We start from the raw sequence: 16143 nt of genomic DNA on the forward strand, positions 1-16143 counted from the left end.
CCGGGACCGTCAGTCGGCCGGCTGCCCGGACTCCAGCCAGCCGCGGAACGCCTCGAGGTTCTTCGTCGACTCGCCCCGCTCGATGCGCCACTCCCACTCCTTGCGGATGGAGCTCTCGAAGCCGAGCTCGAGGATCGTGTTGAACGACTCGTCGGCGTACGTGAGCACCGAGCCCAGCAGCCGGTCGAGGTCCTCGGGGGTGACCGACGAGAGCGGCAGCCGGGCGTCGAGGTAGATGTCGCCGTGGTGGTCGATGCCGAACGCGACGCCGTACATGCGCATGTTGCGCTCGAGCAGCCAGCGGTAGACCCGCTCGAACTGCTCGTCGGGGCGCCGGCACACGAACGCGTGGACGCCGAGCGCGTGCGGGCCGACGTCAAGGCGGACCGGCGTCTGCAGCTTCTTCTCCCCCGGCAGGGCGAAGCTGAAGGTGCCCTGCTCGGTCTCCTCGAACTCGATGTCGTTGCCCCGCAGGTGCTCGCGGACGACCTCGACAGGGCTGCCGGCGGAAGTGCTCGCGGGGGTGCTCGCGGGGTCGCTCATCGCAGCGCTCCTGCTTCCTCGCGCATCAGGGAGTGCGCGCGCTCGTAGACGGCCAGGGTCTGGGCGGCGGTCGCCTCCCACGAGAACTGCTCGGCCTGGACGAGGGCACCGGCCGCCAGCCGGTCGCGGTAGGCCGGGTCGGCGACCACGCGCTCGAGGGCGACCGCCCAGTCGCGGGCGTCGTGGGTGTCGACCAGCAGGCCGCTGTGCCCGTCGCGGACCACGGTGGTCAGCCCGCCGACCGCGGCGGCGATGACCGGTGCGCCGCTGGCCTGGGCCTCGGCGGCGACCAGCCCGAAGGACTCGTTGTACGACGGCACGGCGACCAGCGACGCGGCGGAGTACCACCCCGCCAGCTCGTGCTGGGGCACCGGCGGCACGAAGCGGACCACGTCGTCGATGCGGAGCTCGGCCGCGAGGTTGGCCAGTGACGTCGGCCGCTCGAGGCCGGACCCCGAGGGACCGCCGACGATCGGCACGACCAGCCGCGGGCGCAGCTCGGGGCGGCGCACCAGCAGCTCGGCCACCGCGCGCAGCAGCACGTCGGGCGCCTTGAGCGGCTGGATCCGGCCGGCGAAGAGCAGCACGAGCGCGTCGTCGCCGAGGTCGCGCTCGCGACGGGCACGGGCCCGGTCTGTCGGGGAGAGCGGGCGGAAGACCTCGGTGTCCACGCCGGGGTGCACGACCTCGACGCGGGCCGGCTCGGCGTCGTACAGGTTGATCAGCTGCTTGGCCTCGAGGTCGGTGTTCGCGATGAGCACGTCGGCGGCCTCGACCACCTGCTCCTCGCCGATCACCCGCTGCTCGGGCTCGGGGGTGTCGCCCTCGGCGAGCGCCTCGTTCTTGACCTTGGCCATCGTGTGCATCGAGTGCACGAGCGGCACGCCCCAGCGGTCGCGGGCCAGCGCACCGACCTGGCCGGAGAGCCAGTAGTGGGAATGCACGACGTCGAAGTGGCCGGGCGGGTGGACGGCCTCGGCGCGCAGCACCTCGCGGGCGAAGACGCACAGCTGCCCGGGCAGCTGCTCCTTGCTCAGTCCCTCGAACGGACCAGCGTGCACGTGGTGCACCGACACCCCGTCGGAGACCGCCACGACCGGGTCGAGGGCGCTGCTCGTGGCGCGCGTGAAGATGTCGACCTCGATGCCGCTGGCGGCGAGGCGGCGGGCGACCTCGAGGACGTAGACGTTCATGCCGCCCGCGTCACCGGTGCCAGGCTGGTCGAGGGGGGAGGTGTGGAGGCTGACCATGGCGACGCGCCCGATGCGCGACTGCCTCGGATCCCTCGGCTCCGCCATCCCACCTCCTGCTCTCGTGCCCGTCGTGCCGGCGTCGTGACCCTTGCTGCCGGGGCGGTACCCACCAACTCCGGCGATAGGCCAACCCTCCCAGTCTGCCCGGCATTCCCGGTCCGGAAGGATGGGGGTCATGAGCAGCCGCCTCGCCGTCGTCACCGGAGCGTCCAGCGGGATCGGCGCCGCCACCGCGCGGCACCTCGCCCGGGAGGGCTTCGAGGTGGTCTGCGCCGCCCGGCGCACCGACCGGATCGAGGCCCTCGCCGCCGAGATCGGCGGCCGCGCGGTCGCCTGCGACGTCACCGACGCCGACCAGGTCGCCGCGCTGGCCGAGGCCGTCGGCCCCCGGCTCGACGTGCTGGTCAACAACGCCGGTGGTGCGTTCGGCCTCGCGCCGGTCGCCGAGGCGGACACCGACCAGTGGCGCCGCATGTACGACGTCAACGTGATCGGCCTCATGCAGGTGACCCGCGCCCTGCTGCCGGCCCTCGTGGCCAGTGGCGCCGGCGTCGTCGTCAACGTCGGCTCGCTAGCCGGTCGCACGGCCTACGAGGGCGGGGCTGGCTACACCGCGGCCAAGCACGGCACCCGCGTCGTCACCGAGACGCTGCGCCTGGAGCTCTACGACCAGCCGGTGCGGGTGTGCGAGGTCGCGCCCGGGATGGTGCGCACCGAGGAGTTCTCGCTGGTGCGCTTCGGCGGCGACCAGGAGCGCGCGGACGCGGTCTACGCCGGGGTGGCCGAGCCGCTGGTCGCCGACGACGTGGCCGAGGCGATCACCTGGGTCGCGACCCGGCCGCCGCACGTGAACATCGACGAGCTGGTGATCAAGCCCCGCGCGCAGGCTGCTTCGCACAAGGTGCACCGCGCCTGACCACGTCGCCGGATCACGCGGCGCGGCCTGCGGCCCGCCGCGGGAGCAGGAGGCGTCGTACCGCGCGCAGGGCGGCGGAGAGACGCAGCGCGAGCGCCTGCGGGACGCCGGTCCACGCGGTGCGGGACCGCACGGGGTAGGCGGCGTGCGCCGGCAGCACCAGGGCCACCGCCGTGTGCTGCAGGTCGGCCGGTGAGCTGCTGGTGGCCAGCCGGTGGCGGAAGCCGATGGCACCGCCGACGCCGCCGCCGAATCCGGAGGGCACCTCGGCCGCGTGGTTGCGCAGCACCTGCGCCAGGAACGCGGGCGGCGTGCGGTCCAGCTGCGCGTGCACGCTCGCCGGCACCCCCTGCGGCAGGCCGACGGTCGTGCGGGCCGCGGCCAGCGAGCGGACCGCCGCGGGCCGCAGCGGGCCGTCGAGCACGCCGGGCTCCCGGCATAGTCGGCGCAGGTCGGCCAGCGTGCGCAGCCACACCCAGCCCTCGCGGTGGGCGGCGAGGTGCCGCAGGGCGTCGTACCGGCCCAGGGTCGGGACCTTCGCGTCGCCGATCACGACCGGCTCGGCGCGGGCGAGCAGCTCGCGGAACGGCGGGTGGGCGTCGGGCGTGATCTCCAGGCGCCAGTGCAGGTCGACGTCGGCGCCCTCGCCGCGGTAGGTGAGCGCGTTGCCCCACCGGCTCACGTGCCGCCACGACCAGGTCCCCGGCTCCACGCGCACCCCGTCGCGCAGGCGCCACCCGGCACCGGTCAGGGCGCGGTGGGCGGCCACGAGCTGGTCGGGGGCGACGAGCAGGTCGACGTCGCCGGGGCCACGGGCGTCGGCCCGCCCGGTGGTCTGCACCGCGAGCGCCTGGCCCTTGAACACCAGGGCATCGACCCCGGCAGCATCGAGGAGCTCCCACGCACGCACTGTGTCGAGGGTCTGCAGCAGCACCCGCTGCCGAGCCAGGAGGCGCCAGCGGTCGAGCAGCCCAACCAGCTCCGCGGGCAGCCCGAGCGCGTCGGCGTGGGTGCGCAGCAGCTCCTGCACGCGGTGCCGCTGGGCGGTCGCGAAGAGGGCCCGGGCGGCGTACCCGTCGAGGGAGACCCCGGGGGCCGCGGCCCCCTCCTCGGCCGCGAGCGCGGCACGCACCAGCGCCGTGACGACGGCGCGGGCGGGGTCCGGCCTGCCGGAGGGAACGGTCACGCAGCCGAGGGTGGCACCGCCGGGTCCCGCGCGGTGCCGGAACGGGCGAATCCACCCGCGAATCCATCGGAAACGATCCTTGCGGACGAGCGGTCAACGGTGACGGGTCGACCGCGAAGGTAAAAACTTCACCGATCGGCCGGCACGGGCGTTCCCTCGGGCCCAGAGTTCCGTTTCAACGGTCAACGGAGACCTCCCTCCCTCCGTCCGTCATCCCGAGGAGTCGCTCATGAAGCAGACCTACACCCCGCCGGTGCTCGAGTCCCTCAGCCTCCGGGCCACCCAGGACCTCGAGCTCGACCTCGACATCATCATCGGCATCGGCAGCTGAGTCCGGCCAGCCGGCTGTCGGTCGCGGCGGCCTGGCTGCTGCTGGGGGCCACCCGGCTGCTCACGCTCGCCCTGCCCTCCGCGGTGGTGCGCCACCTGCTGGGCGGACGAGGCACACCGGACGCGACGGGGCCCGGATGGGGACCGGCCCCGTCGCCAGCCGGAGCGCGTGAGCTCGGGCGCGCCCGACGCATCGGCTGGGTCGTGCGCACCGCGGCCTCCCGCACGCCCTGGCGGTCCGACTGCTTCCCGCAGGCACTGACCGCCCGCCTGCTGCTGCGCGCTGCCCGCGTGCCGCACACCGTCACCTTCGGCCTGCGCCGCGACGCCGCCGGACAGCTCAAGGCCCACGTCTGGGTCGCCGCCGGCGAGGTCGCCGTCACCGGCGGTTCCAGCGACGCCTGGACCCGCGTCGGCGGCGCCGCGTGGGCGCCGCGACGCCCCTGACCCGACCACCAGGACCGCCATGCACACCGGCTACGGACTCCTCGTCGACAGCGACCTCCCGCTGCCCGAGCTGGCGCCTGCCCCGTCCACCGGTACGCCGGACGTGGTCATCCGCACCGGCTCGGTGCCTCCCCCGGGGGCCGACGCCTCCCTGCTCCCGCTCGGCCTGTGGCTCGACGGCGAGCGCATCGGCCTCGACGTCCCCGACGTCGGCCGGTTCGCCGTCGACCGCGGCACCGCGATCACCGTCGACGCCCTCCCCGGCACCGCACCGGACGTGGTGCGGCTGTTCCTGCTCGGCACCGCCTTCGGCGCGCTGATGCTCCAGCGCGGCCACCTGGTGCTGCACGGCAACGCGTTCCGCGTCGGCGACGCGTGTGCGGTCGTGCTGGGCCACTCCGGCGCCGGGAAGTCCACGCTCGCCGCGGAGATGCACCGGCGCGGCTTCGACGTGCTCAGCGACGACGTCGTGCCCGTCGACGCGCAGGGCCGGGCGCTGCCCGGCTGGCCGCGGATCAAGCTCTGGCAGGACGCCCTGGACCGGCTGGGTCGCGACAGCGCGGGGTTGCGCCGGGTGCGGGCCGAGCACGCCAAGTTCCACGTGCCCCTGGACCGTCCCGCGCTCGAGCCGCTGCCGGTGCGCTGGCTCTACGCCCTCGACCGGCACGACGGCCCGCTGCGGCTCACGCCGGTGACCGGCGCGGCGGTGTTCACCACGCTGCACGAGCACAGCTACCGCAACGAGCTGCTCGTGGGTCCGCACCGTCGTACCCACCTGGCGCGGAGCGCCGTCCTCGCCGCGAGCGCGCGGCTGGCGCGGCTCGACCGGCCGCGCGGCACCGACTCGGTCGCAGCGTCGGCCGACGCCGTGCTCGCCGACATCGGGCGCGACGTCCCGCTCGACCTCCTCGACCCGGGCGACCTGCCCGGCCTGCCCGGCCTGCCCGACCTGCCCGCCGTACGAGAGGACCACCATGCCCAAGCGCTCCGCTGACCAGGCCACCGCGACCCGCTGGGTCCGCGACGACGCCCTGCAGGCCGTCGAGATGAACGGCGAGTTCGTGATGATGGGGGTCGACCAGGGCGAGTACTACGCCGTCAAGGGCGTCGCCGCGACCCTGTGGCGCCACCTCGCCGAGCCGCGCGACGTCGACGCGCTGTGCGCCCTCGTCGCCGAGGAGTACGACGTCACGCCGGACGCCTGCCGGGCCGACGTCGAGGCGTTCGTCGACCAGCTGCACGGCAGGGGCATGGTGCACCCGGCCGCCTGACGGCCGCGTCCGCGACGCGCGGGTGGTCAGGCCAGGGCGCGGTCCAGCGCCGCCTTCACGTGCAGCGTCGTGCACGGGATGACCGGGATCTCGGAGTCGGCCTGGCGGATGAGCAGCTCGAGCTCGGAGCAGCCGAGGATCACGCCACCGGCGCCGGCGTCCCACAGCTCGCTGATCATCTCGACCACGGATCGGCGGGAGTCGTCGAGCACCTTCCCGTGCACCAGCTCGTCGTAGATGATCCGGTTCAGCTCGTCGTGGTGCGCGGCGTCCGGCACCACGACCTCGAGCCCGTGGCTGGCGATCCGGTCGGTGAAGAAGGTGCGCGACATCGCGAACTTCGTCCCGAGCAGGGCGACGGTCTCCACGCCCTCGGCCTTCGTGGCCTCCGCGACGACGTCACCGAGGTGCAGCAACGGGATGGAGACCGCGTCCTGGACCTGCTCGGCGACCCGGTGGAAGGTCGTCGTGCAGAGCATGAGGAAGTCGGCGCCGGCCCGCTCGACCGAGGTGGCCGCATCGCGCAGGACGGTCGCGACGCCGTCCCAGTCCTCCGCCTCCTGCAGGGCGGTGACCTCGGCGAAGTCGACCGACGCCATCACCGTCCTCGCGGAGTGGAAGCCGCCGAGGCGCTCCTCGACCCCACGGTTGAGGGCCTCGTAGTAGGCCGCACTGCTCTCCCAGGACATTCCGCCGACGAGGCCGATGGTCTGCATCCGGGCAGTGTAGGGCGTCCGCGACGATGCGGGTGGGAAGGTCCGCCGCCAGTAGGCTGGTCGTTCGTGTCCAAGACTCGTCGCACTGACCTCCGCAACGTCGCCATCGTGGCGCACGTCGACCACGGCAAGACCACCCTCGTCGACGCGATGCTCCACCAGGCCGGCGCCTTCAGCGCCCACGAGGCCGAGGGCGTCGCGGAGCGGGTCATGGACTCCGGTGACCTCGAGCGCGAGAAGGGCATCACGATCCTCGCGAAGAACACCGCGATCCGCTACACCGGCGCCCACGCGCCGGAGGGCGGGATGACGATCAACATCATCGACACCCCCGGCCACGCTGACTTCGGTGGCGAGGTCGAGCGCGGCCTGTCGATGGTCGACGGCATCGTGCTGCTGGTCGACGCCTCGGAGGGCCCGCTCCCCCAGACCCGCTTCGTGCTGCGCAAGGCGCTCAACGCCGGCATGCCGGTGATCCTCGTGGTCAACAAGACCGACCGCGGCGACGCCCGGATCGACGAGGTCGTCGACGAGACCTACGAGCTGTTCATGGACCTGCTCGACGACTCGCACAGCCAGGACGCCCTGGACTTCCCGGTGGTCTACGCCTCGGGCAAGGCCGGCATCGCCTCGCTGGAGAAGCCGGCGAACGCCAGCCTCCCGGCCGGCGACAACCTCGAGCCGCTCTTCCAGACGATCCTCGAGACCATCCCGGCCCCGGAGTACGACGAGGGCGCCCCGCTGCAGGCCCACGTCACCAACCTCGACGCCTCCCCCTTCCTCGGTCGCCTCGCGCTGCTGCGCATCAAGCAGGGCACCCTGAAGAAGGGCCAGCAGGTCGCGTGGATGCGTCGCGACGGCGACGTCAAGAACGTCAAGATCACCGAGCTCCTCATCACCGAGGGCCTCGAGCGCAAGCCCGGCGAGTCCGCGGGCCCCGGCGACATCGTCGCCGTCGCCGGCATCCCGGACATCACCATCGGCGAGACCCTCGCCGACCCGGAGAACCCGGTCGCGCTGCCGCTCATCCACGTCGACGAGCCGGCCATCTCGATGACCATCGGCACCAACACCTCCCCGCTGGTCGGCAAGGGCGGCAAGGGCCACAAGGTCACCGCCCGCCTGGTCAAGGACCGTCTCGACTCCGAGCTGATCGGCAACGTGTCGCTGCGCGTGCTGCCGACCGAGCGCCCCGACGCGTGGGAGGTGCAGGGCCGCGGCGAGCTGGCGCTGGCCATCCTGGTCGAGCAGATGCGCCGCGAGGGCTACGAGCTGACCGTCGGCAAGCCGCAGGTGGTCACCCGCGAGGTCGACGGCAAACTGCACGAGCCGTACGAGCGCCTCACCATCGACGCCCCCGAGGAGTTCCTCGGCACGATCACCGAGCTGCTCGCCAACCGCAAGGGCCGCATGGAGGGCATGACGAACCACGGCACCGGCTGGGTGCGGATGGAGTTCATCGTCCCCGCCCGCGGCCTGATCGGCTTCCGCACCGACTTCCTCACCGAGACCCGCGGCACCGGCATCGCGCACTCCATCTCGGAGGGCTACTTCCCGTGGGCCGGCGAGATCCGCTCGCGCCAGTCCGGCTCGCTGGTCGCCGACCGCGCGGGCGCGGCCACGGCGTACGCGATGACCTCGCTGCAGGAGCGCGGCGTGCTCTTCGTGGAGCCCGGCACCGAGGTCTACGAGGGCATGATCGTCGGCGAGAACTCCCGCGCCGACGACATGGACGTCAACATCACCAAGGAGAAGCAGCAGACCAACATCCGGTCCGCCACCTCCGACAACTTCGAGAAGCTCATCCCGCCGAAGAAGCTCTCCCTCGAGCAGTGCCTGGAGTTCTGCCGCGAGGACGAGTGCGTCGAGATCACGCCGGAGACGGTGCGGATCCGCAAGGTCATCCTCGACCAGAACGAGCGCGGGAAGATCGCGAGCCGAGCGCGTAAGGCGAACAAGTAGCCCGCCGCTTGCCAGAAGGAGCCCGTCGCGAAGAGATTCGCGGCGGGCTTCTGCTCTTCGCCGGTCAGTCGGCGTGCGCACTGGCACTGGAGGGGAGTCACAGGGGCACCAGCGGTCACAGGAATCACCGCTCCGGTGGCGATTCCCGAACTTGTTGACTGCTGTAGCGGCCACCAAGTCCCAGGAACGGCCACCAGGTACGTCGGTCCGGCAGCCCAGACGCACCTGCTGCCCCACCAGCCCCACCAGACCCACCAGCCTCGAGAATCACCACCCAGGCGGTGATTCCCGGCGGCGCGCACCCACGGCACCGCCGCCCTCCCAGCCACGACTGCTGTGACCGACTGCTGTGACCCGGGTCACCCGCCACAACCCTGATCATGGACGGCCCCGAAACGGTCCCGCGGCGGTGGTTAGCGTGCGGAGTCGACCTGTCGAGGGACGGGCGAGGAGAGGAGCCACCGTGAGCTTCGAGGAGCTGATGTCGACCCGCTGGAGCTGTCGGGAGTTCCTGCCCGAGACGCTCGACGAGGAGACGCTGACCCGGCTCTTCACCGCCGCCCAGCGCACGGCCTCGTGGTGCAACACGCAGTCCTGGGGTGTGCACCTGCTCTCCGGCGATGCCGCGGAGTGGCTCGGTAAAGAGTTGCTCGCCCGGGTGTCGTCCGGCTCCCCCGGTGCGGCGGACTTCCCGGTGCCCACGACCTACAGCGGGGTCTACGCCGACCGCCGCCGCGCCGCCGGGCACGGCCTCTACGAGGTGCTCGGCATCGAGCGGTCCGACTCCATGGGCCGGCTCGAGCAGATGCTGCGCAACTTCACCTTCTTCGGCGCCCCGCACGTCGCGATCGTCACCGCCGACGCCGAGCACGGGACCTACGGCGCCATCGACTGCGGCGGGTACGTCGCCAACCTGATGAACGCCGCCCACGACCTCGGCCTGGGCTCGATCGCGCAGGGTGCCATCGCGATGCACTCCGACGCGGTCCGCGAGCTGCTCGACCTGCCCGAGGACCGGCTCGTCGTCTGCGCGGTCTCGTTCGGCAGGCCCGCGTCGGGCCACCCGGTCAACAGCTTCCGCACCGAGCGCGCGTCGCTCGACGAGGTCGTCACCCGGGTCGAGCGACCGTGACCGCCGAGCCGGTTAGCCTCGACGCCATGAGCGCCAACGACGTCCTCACCGCCCGCCAGCACTCCCTCGGGGACCTCACCCGCCGCACCGCCCAGCGCGTGCCCGACAAGCTCGCGATCGCCGACCGCGGCACCGAGCTGACCTTCGCCGACCTCGAGGCGTACGTCGAGCGGACCGCTGCCGCGATCGCCGCGGCCGGACTGGCCAAGGGTGACCGGCTGGCGCTGCTGAGCCACAACTGCTGGGAGTTCGCGGTCCTCAACTTCGCCGCCGCCCGGGCCGGCGTGGTGCTGGTGCCGATCAACTTCATGCTGGGCGCCGACGAGATCGCCTTCATCCTCGACCACAGCGGCGCGACCGGCTTCGTGGTGGAGGACGCCCTCGTGCCGACGGCCGACGCCGCCGTAGCCGCCGCTGCCGACCCGCAGGTGCGGCTGCGCCACGTGATCCGGCTGACGGACGCGGAGGTGCCCGACGGCTGGGTCGACCTCGCGGAGTGGCTGGAGCACGACGGCCCGCCGGTCGTCGTACCCGTGGGCGACGACGACCCGGTGCGGATGATGTTCACCTCCGGCACCGAGTCCCGCCCCAAGGGCGCGCTGCTGAGCAGCCGGTCGCTGATGTGGCAGTACGTCTCGTGCGTCGTCGACGGCTCGATGTCCGCCGACGACGTCGAGCTGCACACGCTGCCGCTCTACCACTGCGCGCAGCTCGACTGCTTCCTCGGCACCGACGTCTACCTCGGCGCGACGAGCATCATCCTGCCCGGCCCCGACCCGGCCACCGTGCTGCGCACCATCGCGGAGCGCAAGGTGACGAAGTTCTTCGCGCCGCCGACGGTGTGGATCGGGCTGCTGCGCCACCCTGACTTCGACAGCACCGACCTGTCGAGCCTGCGCAAGGGCTACTACGGCGCCTCCCCCATGCCGGTGGAGGTCCTGCGCGAGCTGCAGGAGCGGCTGCCCGACGTACAGCTGTGGAACTTCTACGGCCAGACCGAGATGGCACCGGTGGCGACGATCCTGGGCCCGGACGAGCAGCTCCCCTTCGCCGGGTCGGCGGGCCGGGCGGCGGTCAACGTCGAGACCCGGATCGTCGACGACAACGACGAGCCGGTGCCGGCGGGCACGGTCGGCGAGATCGTGCACCGCAGCCCGCACGCGACCCTGGGCTACTACAACGACCCGGAGAAGACGGCCGAGGCGTTCCGCGGCGGCTGGTTCCACTCCGGCGACCTGGGCTACCTCGACGACACCGGCCACCTCTACGTCGTCGACCGCAAGAAGGACATGATCAAGACCGGCGGCGAGAACGTCGCGAGCCGCGAGGTCGAGGAGGCGATCTACACCCACCCCGACGTCGCCGAGGTCGCCGTGTTCGGCGTCAGCCACCCGCGCTGGGTCGAGGCGGTCGCCGCGGTCGTCGTGCCGAAGGACGGCGCGAGCCTGGCCGCTGAGGACGTCGTCGCCCACGCCCGCGGGCAGCTCGCCGGCTACAAGGCGCCGAAGTACGTCGTCGTCGCCGAGAGCCTGCCGAAGAACCCCAGCGGCAAGATCCTCAAGCGCCAGCTGCGCGACACCCACGCCGACCTCGCGGCCGGCGACCAGGAGTGAGCGCCACGGTGGACGCGTGAGCCCGCAGTCGGCGCGCGAGGACCGCTGGCTGTTCGTGACGCTCCTGGCGGTCACCGTCGTCTCGTCCATCGTGAGCAGCCTCGGGGCGCCGCTGGTCCCCAGCATCGCCGAGCGGTACGACGTCCCGGTCTCGACCGCGCAGTGGATCCTCACCGCGAGCATGGTCGCCGCCGCAGCAGCCACGCCCGTCATCGGGCGCTGGGGCAGTGGCCGCTTGCGGCGTCCGGTGGTGGTCGGCGCACTCCTCGTCGTGCTCGCCGGGACCCTCCTCGCGGCGCTCCCGCTCGGGATGGGTCCGCTCATCGTCGGGCGCGCCGCACAGGGCATCGGCCTGGCCGTCGTACCCCTCACGCTGGCGGTCGCGCGGGACGCGTGGACCGGCGACCGGCTGGTCTCCCGGCTCTCCCTGCTCTCCGTCGCGACCGTGGCTGGCGCGGGCCTGGGCTACCCCTTCACCGGGCTGGTGGCCGACCAGCTCGGCGTGGCCGGCGCCTACGGCATGGGAGCAGGACTGGTCGCCATCACCCTGGTGCTCGCGTGGCGCCACCTCCCCCGCACCGCGCCCGGCGAGCCGCAGCCGGTCGACCTGCCCAGCGCAGTCCTCGTCGCCGCCGGCACCGTCGCCGTCCTGCTCGCGGTCAGCGAGGGCGAGAAGTGGGGCTGGCTGTCCGCCGGGGTGCTCGGCCTCGCCGCGGGCGGGGCCGCCCTGCTGGTCGGCTGGGTCGTGCGGACCCGCCACCTGACCGGCCGCGGCCGGCTGCCGCTCGTCGACCTCCGCCTGGCCGCGCGGCCGGGCGTGCTGGGGCCGAACGCGGTCGCGTTCGCCCTCGCCGTCGGGATGTACGGCCTGCTCACGATCGTCGTGCTCCTCGTCCGTGCCGACGGCAGCGCCGGCTGGGGCCTCGACCGGGGTGCCGCGGCCGCTGGGCTGGTGCTCGTGCCGTACGCCGTGTGCAGCGTCGGCGGCAGCCGGCTCGCGTTGCGGGTCTCCCGCCGCTTCGGCCCGCACCTGTTGCTGCCCGTCGGGGCGACCACCTTCGCCGCCGCCATGGTGCTGCTCGCACTGCACCACCACACGCTGCCCGCAGCGCTGCTCGCGATGGCTGTCGGCGGCCTCGGCAGCGGGTTCACGTTCTCCTCGCTCGCCCCCTTGATCGTGCCGCACGTGCCGCGCGAGGAGACCGGCAGCGCGATGGCGTTCAACCTGCTGCTGCGCTACCTCGGCTTCTCGACCGGCTCGGCCGTCAGCGTCGCCCTCGTCGGGGTGTACGGCGGTGACGACGCCGCCTTCCGCGCGACCGGACTCACCCTCGCGGCGCTCTGCTTCGTGACCGGCGCCGTCGTCGCGCTCGCCGGGCGCCGGCACCCCGGGACCCCTGTCCCGGCCTGAGGCACGGGTCCGGGCACACCCGCAGGTCCGGGCAATCGGATGCGATGGCAGCGGATCCGATTGCAGCGCATTCGCTGCCCGGGTTGGCCCCGACGGGTCATTGTCGCCGGGACCGGCGCGGGCGTGTGATGTGCGCAGGGCCGAGAGGGATCCGGTGGGAGAGCCGGAGGGGAGAAACGGCCCGTCGAACACTGCGTCGCCCTCGGGGGTTCTCGGGGACAGGTGTCGGTCCACTTCGACCGCGTGCACCTTCCCTGCACCCGTAGACCTTTGGGGGACATCGTCCGATGCGACACAACCATCGCGCCTCGACCAGGCGCTGGCGGCGATCGGCCGCCGTGCTCAGCTGTCTCGTGCTCGCGCTCGGCGCAGCCATCATCCGGCCCGACTCCGCAACCGCGGAGCCCGTCGGCCCGTACGACATCGACGGGGTCGTCATTCCCGACTCCGGTGCCCAGGAGGTCCCGGACACCGTGTCGCCGTCGAGCGACGCGAACGGCTTCGGCAGCGTCAAGGAGCTCGGGCCGAAGAACGGCAGCTCCACCAAGATCGGCGTCATCCACAATGCCGCCACCCCGATGCTCGACATGACCAACCCGAACGCACAGGTCGACCTGCGCCGGGCCTGGCTCGACCTGCAGCGGGACGACACCGGCGACGACTGGATCTACTTCGCGTGGGAGCGTGACGCGAACAGCGGTAGCGGCTTCATCTCCTTCGAGTTCATGGCCAGCCCGCTCCCGGCGGGCTGCGACTACAGCGCCAGCGAGACGGCCCTGCGGGCGAGCTGCAACCCGTGGGCCAACCGCCAGGCCGGTGACTTCCTCATCCTGTGGGACCAGAGCGGCAGCAGCACCACGCTCTACAAGAGGATCTGGACCCAGCCGGTCCAGAACGGGCCACTGGTGCTCGGTGGGGCGACCATGATCACCGCGGGCCTGGCGAAGTTCAGCCCCGACAAGTTCAAGGGCGAGGCCGCCATCAACCTGACCGACGAGGGGCTCAGCGACGGCGGCTGCCAGGTCTTCGCCAACGTCATCCCGAGCACGGTCACCGGGAACTCGGACACGGCCGACTACAAGGACACGATCCTCAACGACCTGAAGCCGATCAGCACCTGCGACGCCACCCTCACCACCACCCCGAAGACCGGAGCCGGTGAGGACATCGGCGCCGGCGGGATCTCGATCGGCAGCGGCGTGGTCGAGGTGAAGGACAGCGCGACGCTCGACCTCGACGGCGGGTCGGCGACGCCCACCGGGGCGATCACGTTCACGCTCTGCTACCTCGACAGCACCCCGGACAAGTGTGTGGAGGTCGGGTCGACGAGCATCGCCGGCGGCAGCTACCCGAAGACGGTGACCTCGCCCTCGGCGTACGTCACTGCAGCAGGTGACTACTGCTGGTCCGCCAGCTGGCCGGGGGACGCCGCCAACGGTATCCCGGCCGCCACGGAGTCGAACCCCGACGACGAGTGCTTCACCGTCAACCCGGTGACGCCGACGCTGAGCACCACGGCGGGCGACGACGTCTTCCTCGGCGGGTCCGTGAGCGACAGCGCGACCCTGGGCGGCACGGCGACGCAGCCGACGGCGGCGGTGATCCACACGACCTCGACCTCGGGTGCGGCGGCGAACGGGACGATCACGTTCCGGCTGTACGGGCCGAGCGAGGATGGTTGCGGCTCGCTCGCCTACACCTCGCCCGCCGTCGCGGTCAGCGGCAACGGCAGCTACAGCACGCCCGACCCGCAGTTCGTGCCGACCGCTGTCGGTGACTACCACTGGGTCGCGACCTACTCGGGATCGTCACCCAACACCAGCGGTGTCACCCACAACAGCGACTGCACCGACACCGACGAGGACGTGGTGGTCAGCTCCGTCGCCTCGACCCTCTCGACGGAGCAGAGCTGGGTGCCGAACGACTCGGCGACGCTCACCGCGCCGTCCGGCGGGACGATGACGGGCACCGTCACCTTCCGGTTCTTCGACAACGGGACCTGCACCGGCACCCCGGTGTGGACCGAGGACCGCGCAGTCAACGGGGCGTCGGGGGTGGAGGTCTCGACGACCAACGACGAGGCCGTCAGCACCTCCGGGACGTACTCCTTCGAGGTGTCCTACGACAGCACCAACCCGGCGCAGCAGGACATCGGGGCGAGCTGTGAGGAGACGTCGGCCCTGACGATCGACAACGGGGACCCGGTGAGCAGCGACGACTGACGACGACCGACCCTGACCGATCGACCACGACAGCACGGCCCCATCCGGTTGGATGGGGCCGTGCTCGTCGACCTGCAGCTCGATGCCCGCCCCGACCGCGTCCTGGCCCGGGCGCGGGAGCTGACCGAGGCCGGTGCGGCGGGCCTGTTCACCTTCGAGGGCCCGCACGACGTCTTCCTCCCGCTCGCGGCGGTCGCCGGGCAGGTCGACGCCGACCTGATGACCAACGTCGCGATCGCGATGCCCCGCTCCCCGATGCACCTGGCCCACGCGGCGTGGGACCTGCAGCTGATGTCCGGCGGCCGGTTCCGGCTCGGCCTCGGGTCGCAGATCCGCCCTCACGTCGAGAAGAGGTACGGCGCCCGGTGGTCCCCGCCGGCCGAGCGGATGCGCGAGATCGTGGCTGCCACCCAGGCCATCCTCACCTCGTGGCAGGAGGGCACCCGGCTGGAGTTCCGCGGTGAGCACACCACGCACACACTGATGCCGCCGACCTTCGTCCCCGGCCCGAACCCGTTCGGGCCTCCGCCGGTCCTGCTCGGCGCGCTCGGTCCACGGATGACCCGCACCGCCGCCGAGGTCGCCGACGGCCTGCTGGTCATGCCCTTCCACACCCACCGCCACTTCCACGAGCGGACGCTGCCCGCCGTGGCCGAGGGCCTCGCCCGGCGGCACCGGACCGGCAGCCGCTTCGAGGTCTTCCCGCAGGCGATCCTCGCGATGGGCCGCACCGACGAGGAGCTCGCCACCGCGCGGTCCGGCGTACGGGCCCTCCTGGCGTTCTACGGCTCCACGCCGGCGTACCGCCCGGTGCTCGACGTCGAGGGATGGGGCGACCTGCAGCCGGAGCTGAACCGGTTGTCGAAGACCGGTGACGTCGCCGCGATGGTCGCCCTGGTCGACGACACGATGCTCGAGACGATCGCCGTGGTCGGCACGCCCGAGGAGTGCGCCGCCGAGGTGCGGCGGCGCTTCGCCGGCGCGCCGGGGGTGGCGGACCGGGTGTGCTGCTACTTCCCCGGCCACGACCCCTCGGGCGAGCAGGTCGCGGCGCTGGTCGGCGCGCTGAATGCTGAGACCTGAGCCATACCGGCCAGTAGCCGGGGGTGGTGGTGCGACAATCCCCACGCGCTCGGGAGCC

14 protein-coding genes are annotated in these 16143 nt (G+C 72.6%); 10 read left to right on the forward strand and 4 right to left on the reverse strand.

Annotated elements, in window-relative coordinates; genetic code table 11:
- Window positions 1–9 precede the first annotated feature (9 nt).
- Entirely contained in the window at window positions 10–543 is a 534-nt protein-coding gene (locus NOCJ54_RS0105185; protein ID WP_028654649.1) for a YbjN domain-containing protein, read from the reverse strand.
- The gene (gene mshA, locus NOCJ54_RS0105190) at window positions 540–1841 is read right to left on the reverse strand and encodes a D-inositol-3-phosphate glycosyltransferase (RefSeq protein ID WP_028654650.1); all 1302 of its coding nucleotides are present in this window, start codon (window positions 1839–1841) and stop codon (window positions 540–542) included. Before mshA ends, NOCJ54_RS0105185 begins: the two co-directional genes overlap by 4 nt.
- Before the next feature lie 130 nt (window positions 1842–1971).
- Here mshA and NOCJ54_RS0105195 point away from each other — a divergent pair, with 130 nt between their 5' ends.
- Window positions 1972–2712 (forward strand): SDR family NAD(P)-dependent oxidoreductase, encoded by a 741-nt coding sequence (locus tag NOCJ54_RS0105195; protein WP_028654651.1) that lies wholly within the window; start codon window positions 1972–1974, stop codon window positions 2710–2712.
- A 13-nt stretch (window positions 2713–2725) separates the two neighbouring features.
- On the opposite strand, the gene NOCJ54_RS23935 is transcribed toward NOCJ54_RS0105195, so the two are convergent.
- Entirely contained in the window at window positions 2726–3898 is a 1173-nt protein-coding gene (locus tag NOCJ54_RS23935) for a nucleotidyltransferase family protein (RefSeq protein ID WP_028654652.1), read from the reverse strand.
- A gap of 345 nt (window positions 3899–4243) precedes the next feature.
- Here NOCJ54_RS23935 and NOCJ54_RS28875 point away from each other — a divergent pair, with 345 nt between their 5' ends.
- From NOCJ54_RS28875 to NOCJ54_RS0105220, 3 genes are read left to right on the forward strand one after another with little or no spacing between them, the layout of a single operon-like run.
- Window positions 4244–4675 (forward strand): lasso peptide biosynthesis B2 protein, encoded by a 432-nt coding sequence (locus tag NOCJ54_RS28875; RefSeq protein ID WP_269634518.1) that lies wholly within the window; start codon window positions 4244–4246, stop codon window positions 4673–4675.
- 19 nt (window positions 4676–4694) lie between these two features.
- Window positions 4695–5669, forward strand: a complete 975-nt coding sequence (locus tag NOCJ54_RS0105215) for a hypothetical protein (RefSeq protein WP_028654653.1) — start codon at window positions 4695–4697, stop codon at window positions 5667–5669.
- Window positions 5650–5946, forward strand: a complete 297-nt coding sequence (locus NOCJ54_RS0105220) for a PqqD family protein (protein ID WP_028654654.1) — start codon at window positions 5650–5652, stop codon at window positions 5944–5946. The genes NOCJ54_RS0105215 and NOCJ54_RS0105220 overlap by 20 nt, the downstream gene beginning before the upstream one ends.
- Window positions 5947–5972: 26 nt before the next feature.
- Here NOCJ54_RS0105220 and NOCJ54_RS0105225 read toward each other — a convergent pair whose 3' ends face one another.
- Window positions 5973–6662, reverse strand: a complete 690-nt coding sequence (locus NOCJ54_RS0105225) for an aspartate/glutamate racemase family protein (RefSeq protein WP_028654655.1) — start codon at window positions 6660–6662, stop codon at window positions 5973–5975.
- A 66-nt stretch (window positions 6663–6728) separates the two neighbouring features.
- Here NOCJ54_RS0105225 and typA point away from each other — a divergent pair, with 66 nt between their 5' ends.
- The 6 genes from typA (at window position 6729) to NOCJ54_RS0105255 (ending at window position 16085) form a co-directional block, all read left to right on the forward strand.
- Complete coding sequence (gene typA, locus NOCJ54_RS0105230; protein ID WP_028654656.1) at window positions 6729–8624, forward strand: translational GTPase TypA; 1896 nt, start codon at window positions 6729–6731, stop codon at window positions 8622–8624.
- A gap of 463 nt (window positions 8625–9087) precedes the next feature.
- Complete coding sequence (locus tag NOCJ54_RS0105235) at window positions 9088–9756, forward strand: nitroreductase (protein ID WP_028654657.1); 669 nt, start codon at window positions 9088–9090, stop codon at window positions 9754–9756.
- Between the two features lie 26 nt (window positions 9757–9782).
- Window positions 9783–11369 (forward strand): fatty acyl-CoA synthetase, encoded by a 1587-nt coding sequence (locus NOCJ54_RS0105240; RefSeq protein ID WP_028654658.1) that lies wholly within the window; start codon window positions 9783–9785, stop codon window positions 11367–11369.
- A 16-nt stretch (window positions 11370–11385) separates the two neighbouring features.
- Window positions 11386–12780 carry an MFS transporter gene (locus tag NOCJ54_RS23950; RefSeq protein WP_051485490.1) on the forward strand — a complete coding sequence of 465 codons (1395 nt, stop codon included), beginning with the start codon at window positions 11386–11388 and terminating at the stop codon, window positions 12778–12780.
- Between the two features lie 338 nt (window positions 12781–13118).
- Window positions 13119–15002, forward strand: a complete 1884-nt coding sequence (locus tag NOCJ54_RS23955) for a hemagglutinin (protein WP_157514792.1) — start codon at window positions 13119–13121, stop codon at window positions 15000–15002.
- A 60-nt stretch (window positions 15003–15062) separates the two neighbouring features.
- Window positions 15063–16085 carry a TIGR03617 family F420-dependent LLM class oxidoreductase gene (locus tag NOCJ54_RS0105255; RefSeq protein ID WP_028654659.1) on the forward strand — a complete coding sequence of 341 codons (1023 nt, stop codon included), beginning with the start codon at window positions 15063–15065 and terminating at the stop codon, window positions 16083–16085.
- The last annotated feature ends 58 nt before the right edge of the window (window positions 16086–16143 follow it).

The organism is Nocardioides sp. J54 (assembly GCF_000519005.1).
Taxonomy (GTDB): domain Bacteria; phylum Actinomycetota; class Actinomycetes; order Propionibacteriales; family Nocardioidaceae; genus Nocardioides.

What these genes read in the sequence shown, in the direction of transcription:
- NOCJ54_RS0105185 (WP_028654649.1), bottom strand. Translation starts at nt 543, where the DNA reads ATGAGCGACCCCGCGAGCACCCCCGCGAGCACTTCCGCCGGCAGCCCT.
- mshA (WP_028654650.1), bottom strand. Translation starts at nt 1,841, where the DNA reads ATGGCGGAGCCGAGGGATCCGAGGCAGTCGCGCATCGGGCGCGTCGCC.
- NOCJ54_RS0105195 (WP_028654651.1), top strand. Translation starts at nt 1,972, where the DNA reads ATGAGCAGCCGCCTCGCCGTCGTCACCGGAGCGTCCAGCGGGATCGGC.
- NOCJ54_RS0105215 (WP_028654653.1), top strand. Translation starts at nt 4,695, where the DNA reads ATGCACACCGGCTACGGACTCCTCGTCGACAGCGACCTCCCGCTGCCC.
- NOCJ54_RS0105220 (WP_028654654.1), top strand. Translation starts at nt 5,650, where the DNA reads ATGCCCAAGCGCTCCGCTGACCAGGCCACCGCGACCCGCTGGGTCCGC.
- NOCJ54_RS0105225 (WP_028654655.1), bottom strand. Translation starts at nt 6,662, where the DNA reads ATGCAGACCATCGGCCTCGTCGGCGGAATGTCCTGGGAGAGCAGTGCG.
- NOCJ54_RS0105240 (WP_028654658.1), top strand. Translation starts at nt 9,783, where the DNA reads ATGAGCGCCAACGACGTCCTCACCGCCCGCCAGCACTCCCTCGGGGAC.